This window comes from Synechococcus sp. R8-2 (genome assembly GCF_047461715.1).
Classification (GTDB): domain Bacteria; phylum Cyanobacteriota; class Cyanobacteriia; order Thermostichales; family Thermostichaceae; genus Thermostichus.
The window spans coordinates 1-5347 of record NZ_JANSHQ010000142.1 but is presented as its reverse complement, the minus strand read 5'-3'; the positions used below and the strand labels follow the sequence as shown (position 1 = coordinate 5347).

The window sequence follows — 5347 nt, the reverse complement described above, 5'->3', positions numbered from 1 at the left end:
GGTTAATGGCCGCATCCGTTTGGATAAAAGATACCCGCTTGTCAGGCACCCGAATCTCCCCGCTGGAACGGCCCAAAGCGCTGATGATCCCAGCCGTAACGGTGTTATCCAAACCCAGGGGGTTGCCGATGGCAATGGCCCACTGGCCCGGCTCCAGGGTTTCCGAGCGCCCCAGCTTCACGGTCGGCAGGTTCTGGGCGTTGATCTTCACCACGGCGATGTCCGTAACCGGATCCGAACCGATTACCTGCCCATCAAAGCTGCGGGTATCCTTGAGCGTCACCGTTACCTTGTCGGATCCCTCGACCACATGGGCATTGGTGATGATCTGGCCGTCTGGGCTGATGATGAACCCAGAGCCGGTTCCCTGCTGTCGCCGCTGCCGAGGGATGGAAGGGATCGCTTGGCCAAAGAAATCCCGGAAAAAGGGATCGCTGAAAAACTCCTCCGGAAAAGGGGCAGGGGCGCGCACCGTCCGCTCAGCATCGATGCGAACCACCGCCGGCCCCACCTTTTGCGCCACATCGGCGATGAAATTCAGGTTCAGTTGGGGCGGGGTTGCCGTCGTCTGGGCAGATACCCCCTTGCCCCCCACCAGAGCTGCTCCCAGCCCAATGCCCAGCAGCACCAGCAGCACTGACGAGAGAAGAGACTTCCAAGTGGAGATGGCAAAAGGCTGGAAAGAGGATTGAGCAGGTTGGGCGGAAGCTTCTGACCCGGGAGAGGGCTGGCCCGGCATGGATGTGCTGCGCTTCATAGCTACAAGAAGAGGGTTGGGATGCTGCAAGACTTCGGCCCCACGCAGGGGAAGAAACCTAGAGCCTAATCTAACATGGACAGCAGGGATCCCAGAGTGGGCAACCCTAGCGTTTTTCCGTACTTCTATCTGGAGCGAAGAGCAGCGGAATCTGCTCACCTGAGGTAGCCCATTTCCATTCAGTTGGCTTTGATCAAGATAGGTAAAAGATAGGTAAGGCCCGAAAGGCTCCCGGTTTTGTCCGGTTTGCAGCTAGCGTAGGAATGATGAATGGGGGTAAGACCATGACCAACCCAGCCAGCCGCCTGTTGGCTCCTCTGCTTGGCGGATTGCTCTCAGCGCAGATGGCCGCCCCAGTTTTGGCCCAAATGGGGCCCTTGCCACCACCGCCTGCCGGTGAGGGATGGCGTCCTGTGAATCCTCGCCCCCTTCCCCCTGGCCCTCAACCCCTGCAACCTGGCCAGCCCTTTCAACTGCAAACCACGTTGCTATTGCGCTCCGGGGATCTGATCCAGGCGGTGCATCGCTCCCCAGAAACCCTCTTGATTGCCCCTGGGGAAACCCGTGCCGTCAGCCTCAGCCTGGATACTCCTCTGCGGGACATCTACGGCAACACGGTCGTCCCGGCGGGGGCCGTTTTGGAAGGCCAATTTCAGCCGGTGAGCGGCGGCACCCAGTTTGTCTCGCGGGCCCTGATTTTCAACGGCCAATCCTACCCCCTCTACGCTCAGAGCCAGGTTATCCCGCTGCGCAAGGATCCCCGCCACACTTCCGGGGAAGCGATTGTGCAAGATGCCTTGATCGGGGCAGCCGCAGGAGCGATTTTGGGGGGCCTCTTCGGCGACCGGGTGATCTCGACGGAGAAAGTGCTGGGCGGAGCGGCGGCAGGGGCTGTCATCGGCAATGTAACGGCGCCGGAAGTGGCGGTGATCGACGCCAATGCCAACTTGACTCTGACGGTCACCCAAGATTTTCAGCCCTACCTGCCCTAGCGAGCCCCTGAAAACAGCTCTGGCCCTAGGGACTGGCGGTGAGCCGATCCAGAATCTCCTCGTGGGAGAGGCCTTTGCGCACCCACTCCTCGCAGTGGTGCAGCCGCTGGGCCGTACCGATGAGGAAGCGGTTGAGGTCGGCCCCTAGGGATTCGCAGGTGGTCTGCACGCAGATGAGATCCCGCCCCGAAAGCAATGAGAAGAGGCTGGCCAGCATTCCCGCCTCTAGGTATCCGGCAGGCTCTTGCCGTGTAGAAGCTTCCTCCAGGTTGAAGCTGGCGCGAGCGGCCAGGGCAAACCCGGAATGGCGGATCCCGGCTTGAACCAAGCCGTGGTCAGCAGCGGAAAAGTCCAGCTCCAGGCGTCCCCAACCGTGGGTGGCCCAGAGGTCGCTGAGGGCATCCAGGAAGATCCCCATCGGCAATTCCTGCAGCGGCTGCTGGTAGTAGCCGGAAAGCTCGTCTTCAACACGGCGGAAAAATGCCTCTCCCCAATCGCGGCCACAGTTGTAGAGAATGACGCGGGTGGCTTGGCCAGTTTCATAGCGCAGGCCGGAGTAGAGAGCCTCCAGCAGGGGCATGGGAAAGGCCGCCAAGCGGTATCCTCCGCGGCTGTAGAGCAGTCCGGTGTGGATGTCAGGGCGGATGTAGTAGGCAGGGCTAAAGCAGTGCCCAGGCAAGATCTGGTCTTGCAGAATCTCTTGCAGGGTAGTCATGGCTATCTCACAGGGGGATGGACGGATTTGAGGGCGGCTGGAACTTGGCCTTTTGGAGTGAAGGGATGAATGTCCGGTGGATTGGCAAAACTAGGGAATCCATTGAGGGCGAATGGACCTAGTTAACCAGCATGGATTTGGCCAAAAGCAGATAAGGACGGATCATCTCGCTCTCTTCTGCCCCAAAGATGTAGGTCAGGGAGTCGAGCATTAACTTGTAGGCAGGCTGGCATTGGTCGCGCATCTTGAACGATTTCAGGATCGTCTCCAGCCAGTAGAGCAATTTATCCCTCAGGTAGTCTTCGTCGTTGAGCAGCATGGCCATGCAGCAGTAGCGCCACACCATGCTCAGATCCCGGCGGCAGCGCTCCCAGGCCAGGTGACCATGCTGGCGGATTAAATTCGGCATCATCGGCTGAAACTTCTCCATCACCCGATCCAGCAGCTCTTGTTCTTTGGCCTGCAGAACCTGGTAAAGGCGGACCCGCTTCGGGATCCCTTCCACGTAGGCGTGTAGAGTTTTCAACTCATCTGGGCGCAGATAGCGGCCCTCACTTTGGTGCATCAGCTCGGCAACCCTTGAATTCATGGACAGATCCTCCGTTAGTTGGCTTCACACAAACATTTCCGCCAAGGTGAGAGCCCGCTCCGGCGGAACTGTGGGTAGGTCAACCTCCATCTCAGAAGAAGAAGGGGAAGGAGATTGGGCCTGAGAAGTTGCGCAGACAGTCTGCAGCTCTTGCCAGTAGGGGGCAAGCAACCCCTGCTGATCCGCCGGCAGGGATCCCTGAACCACTGCCCGTAGCTGAGCGAGCGCTTGCGGCAACCCTAGGTACTGTTCCATCGCACCAAGAGTTACCTGCTGCACAGGGGTGGGATCCCCCAGCAACAGACTCAGGCCCAGGGAGCGCAAACAAAAGGCCAATTGACGAGCCAAGAGGCGCTGAGCCGGGGTTAGAGAAGGTTCTGCCCCCTCTCTGGCGGGATTGCTGCTGGGCAACGCTGTCGCGACGGGGGTTGGCCCCTGCTGTTGCAAAACCTTTTGGATCCAGGTCAGCTCCTGCTGTTGTAAGACCTGGTAGAGCTCCAGCCGTTCTTGAAAAGAGAGAGAGTAGCGAATCAGGTCTTGCAGATCGTCGGGTGTTAGGTAACCCCCTTCTCGATCGGCAATGCGCTCCGGCCAAGAGTGAAGGTCATCCATGGGTGAAGTCTCCTTAGAGCACGGATCGAGAGAGCACAACTGAGAGCCCTGAACAAACCAGAGCTAGAGCAAAGCTCCGCCAAACAAGGCGGCAAAATCCTCAAGAGTAAAGGGATCCTCTGCCGGCAATTCCGGCAGCGGCTCTGAGCGTGGGCAGATGCCCGACCAATTGAAGCCGGCAAAAAACTGTCCCACCGATTGGGCAAAGAGCATGGGGGACTGCGGCGGCGGCTCTTGAGCAAAGGGAGCCTTGGCCGGGGGTCGGTTATCCCAGTTCAACCCCTGCAAAAAGACCGCCAGCGGCTGGGTTAAGTCCAGATCGGTGTCTAAGTTGAAGGTGACCATGGGCGTTTCTCCAAAGTGTCGAGGGATCCCAGAGAGCCTTCAAAAGCCACAAGCAAGCCTCACAACTGGTGCAAACGCTGCTCGATCTCGCGGGCGCTGGCCCCTTCGGTGATCCAAAAATTGGCGGCATCAATGCGTTCTTGCCCGCCCAACAGGAACTTGCAGTAGGTTTCCCCCATGGCGTAGCACTGGATCTCGATGCAGGCCAGCTCGCGGGAAGTCATAGCGGTGAAAAACCCGGCAAATAGCCCGGCATAGAGATGACAAACCGGCTTGCCCACATCCCCAAGGGTGCGAGCCACCATCGAGTCAAACAAGTTGATAAACAGGAAGCCTTTTTGTTTGGATTCGGTTTCCACCTCCCACTTGCCCCAGCCCTGAGCCGTAAAAGGCCACCACCAAGTCTCCAGCAAAAACAAAAGGTTGGACTGTTTTACGCCAATCCCATACTCCCGCTCGTACCACTCGGAGAAGTGCTTGGCATCGCGGATGCCCCAATCTCTGCCAATGGTGTACATCACCGCCGCCGAAGCATCCCCCACCTCCCGTTCCAAGCCTGTTTGCAGGCCCACAATAAAGTCTTCGCTCAACAGCAGATTTTGGGTGTTGTTCCAATCGATAATCGTGCCCTGATCTCGGTTGAAGCGAAAGAAATCGCGGTAACTGTAGTGAGCATGCTTGTCGCGGCCCACAGGCAGGGTGACTGCAGGACGGGGATCCGGTCGAGATGTGGTGGCCATGGCGCTCTCCTGATAAAAAATGGATAATTCTAGATTGCAAAGCAACAGGATTTGGTGGGATTTGTAGGGATCAACTGGGCCAGACAATGCCAATGAGTCAACAAAATGAATGGCTAAGCATTCGATAAACTTGGTCAGCTATCTGAGGGATCCAACATTGTTCAATCCTTGGTTGATTGTCTATAAGACAATGCCCGCTGAGCCCAAGGGATCCCTGAATATCGACAATCCATCAAACTTCCCGAGTTTGGGCCAGCGTATTGCCAATGATGCGGAAGTCCTCATTTTCTAGCTGCTTAACAGTAGAGCGAGTGATGATCTTGCCCTGCTCCACCAAAACCTTCCCCGTCCGTGGGTGCAGCAGGTCTTGTTCGGCCCGCCGACCGATGAGCACTTCGATATCCCTCAGCGAGTTCACGTACATCCCCGGCGGCAGCTCCACCACCACGCCATCGGAAACCACCCGCGCCTGACAGGCCAGCCGGGAATTGCTGCGGGCGCTGGTAATGGTCTCCAGAGTCTTGGCCTCGCGGGGGGTGATGGGAGTGAGGCTTTCCATTCCCTCTTTGACGTAAACATGACAGGTGGCGCAGAGGC

At 58.1% G+C, this 5347-nt stretch carries 8 protein-coding genes; 1 reads left to right on the top strand and 7 read right to left on the bottom strand.

Features of this window, described 5'->3' with window-relative positions; translation table 11 throughout:
• Window positions 1-757, bottom strand: a 757-nt coding sequence (locus tag NW819_RS04025; RefSeq protein WP_414412960.1) for a trypsin-like peptidase domain-containing protein, incomplete at its 3' end; no start/stop codon positions are given.
• Window positions 758-1041: 284 nt separating this feature from the next.
• Between NW819_RS04025 and NW819_RS04020 the strand changes: the two genes are divergently transcribed.
• Complete coding sequence (locus tag NW819_RS04020) at window positions 1042-1749, top strand: hypothetical protein (RefSeq protein WP_414407806.1); 708 nt, start codon at window positions 1042-1044, stop codon at window positions 1747-1749.
• 25 nt (window positions 1750-1774) lie between these two features.
• Here NW819_RS04020 and NW819_RS04015 read toward each other — a convergent pair whose 3' ends face one another.
• The 6 genes from NW819_RS04015 to NW819_RS03990 form a co-directional block, all read right to left on the bottom strand.
• Window positions 1775-2464: a V4R domain-containing protein gene (locus NW819_RS04015; RefSeq protein WP_414344044.1), complete on the bottom strand. Its 690-nt coding sequence runs from the start codon at window positions 2462-2464 to the stop codon at window positions 1775-1777.
• Between the two features lie 118 nt (window positions 2465-2582).
• Window positions 2583-3053 (bottom strand): phycobilisome protein, encoded by a 471-nt coding sequence (locus NW819_RS04010; protein ID WP_011432225.1) that lies wholly within the window; start codon window positions 3051-3053, stop codon window positions 2583-2585.
• A gap of 24 nt (window positions 3054-3077) precedes the next feature.
• Window positions 3078-3665: a hypothetical protein gene (locus NW819_RS04005; protein ID WP_414412959.1), complete on the bottom strand. Its 588-nt coding sequence runs from the start codon at window positions 3663-3665 to the stop codon at window positions 3078-3080.
• 63 nt (window positions 3666-3728) lie between these two features.
• On the bottom strand, window positions 3729-4010 hold the full coding sequence (locus NW819_RS04000; protein WP_414331880.1) for a hypothetical protein: 282 nt from the start codon (window positions 4008-4010) through the stop codon (window positions 3729-3731).
• Window positions 4011-4069: 59 nt separating this feature from the next.
• Window positions 4070-4750 carry a V4R domain-containing protein gene (locus tag NW819_RS03995; RefSeq protein WP_414331881.1) on the bottom strand — a complete coding sequence of 227 codons (681 nt, stop codon included), beginning with the start codon at window positions 4748-4750 and terminating at the stop codon, window positions 4070-4072.
• Window positions 4751-4982: 232 nt separating this feature from the next.
• Window positions 4983-5347 (bottom strand): ferredoxin (locus NW819_RS03990; protein ID WP_414412958.1); only part of this gene is annotated, 365 nt, incomplete at its 5' end.

What these genes read in the sequence shown, in the direction of transcription:
- NW819_RS04020 (WP_414407806.1), top strand. Translation starts at nt 1,042, where the DNA reads ATGACCAACCCAGCCAGCCGCCTGTTGGCTCCTCTGCTTGGCGGATTG.
- NW819_RS04015 (WP_414344044.1), bottom strand. Translation starts at nt 2,464, where the DNA reads ATGACTACCCTGCAAGAGATTCTGCAAGACCAGATCTTGCCTGGGCAC.
- NW819_RS04010 (WP_011432225.1), bottom strand. Translation starts at nt 3,053, where the DNA reads ATGAATTCAAGGGTTGCCGAGCTGATGCACCAAAGTGAGGGCCGCTAT.
- NW819_RS04005 (WP_414412959.1), bottom strand. Translation starts at nt 3,665, where the DNA reads ATGGATGACCTTCACTCTTGGCCGGAGCGCATTGCCGATCGAGAAGGG.
- NW819_RS04000 (WP_414331880.1), bottom strand. Translation starts at nt 4,010, where the DNA reads ATGGTCACCTTCAACTTAGACACCGATCTGGACTTAACCCAGCCGCTG.
- NW819_RS03995 (WP_414331881.1), bottom strand. Translation starts at nt 4,750, where the DNA reads ATGGCCACCACATCTCGACCGGATCCCCGTCCTGCAGTCACCCTGCCT.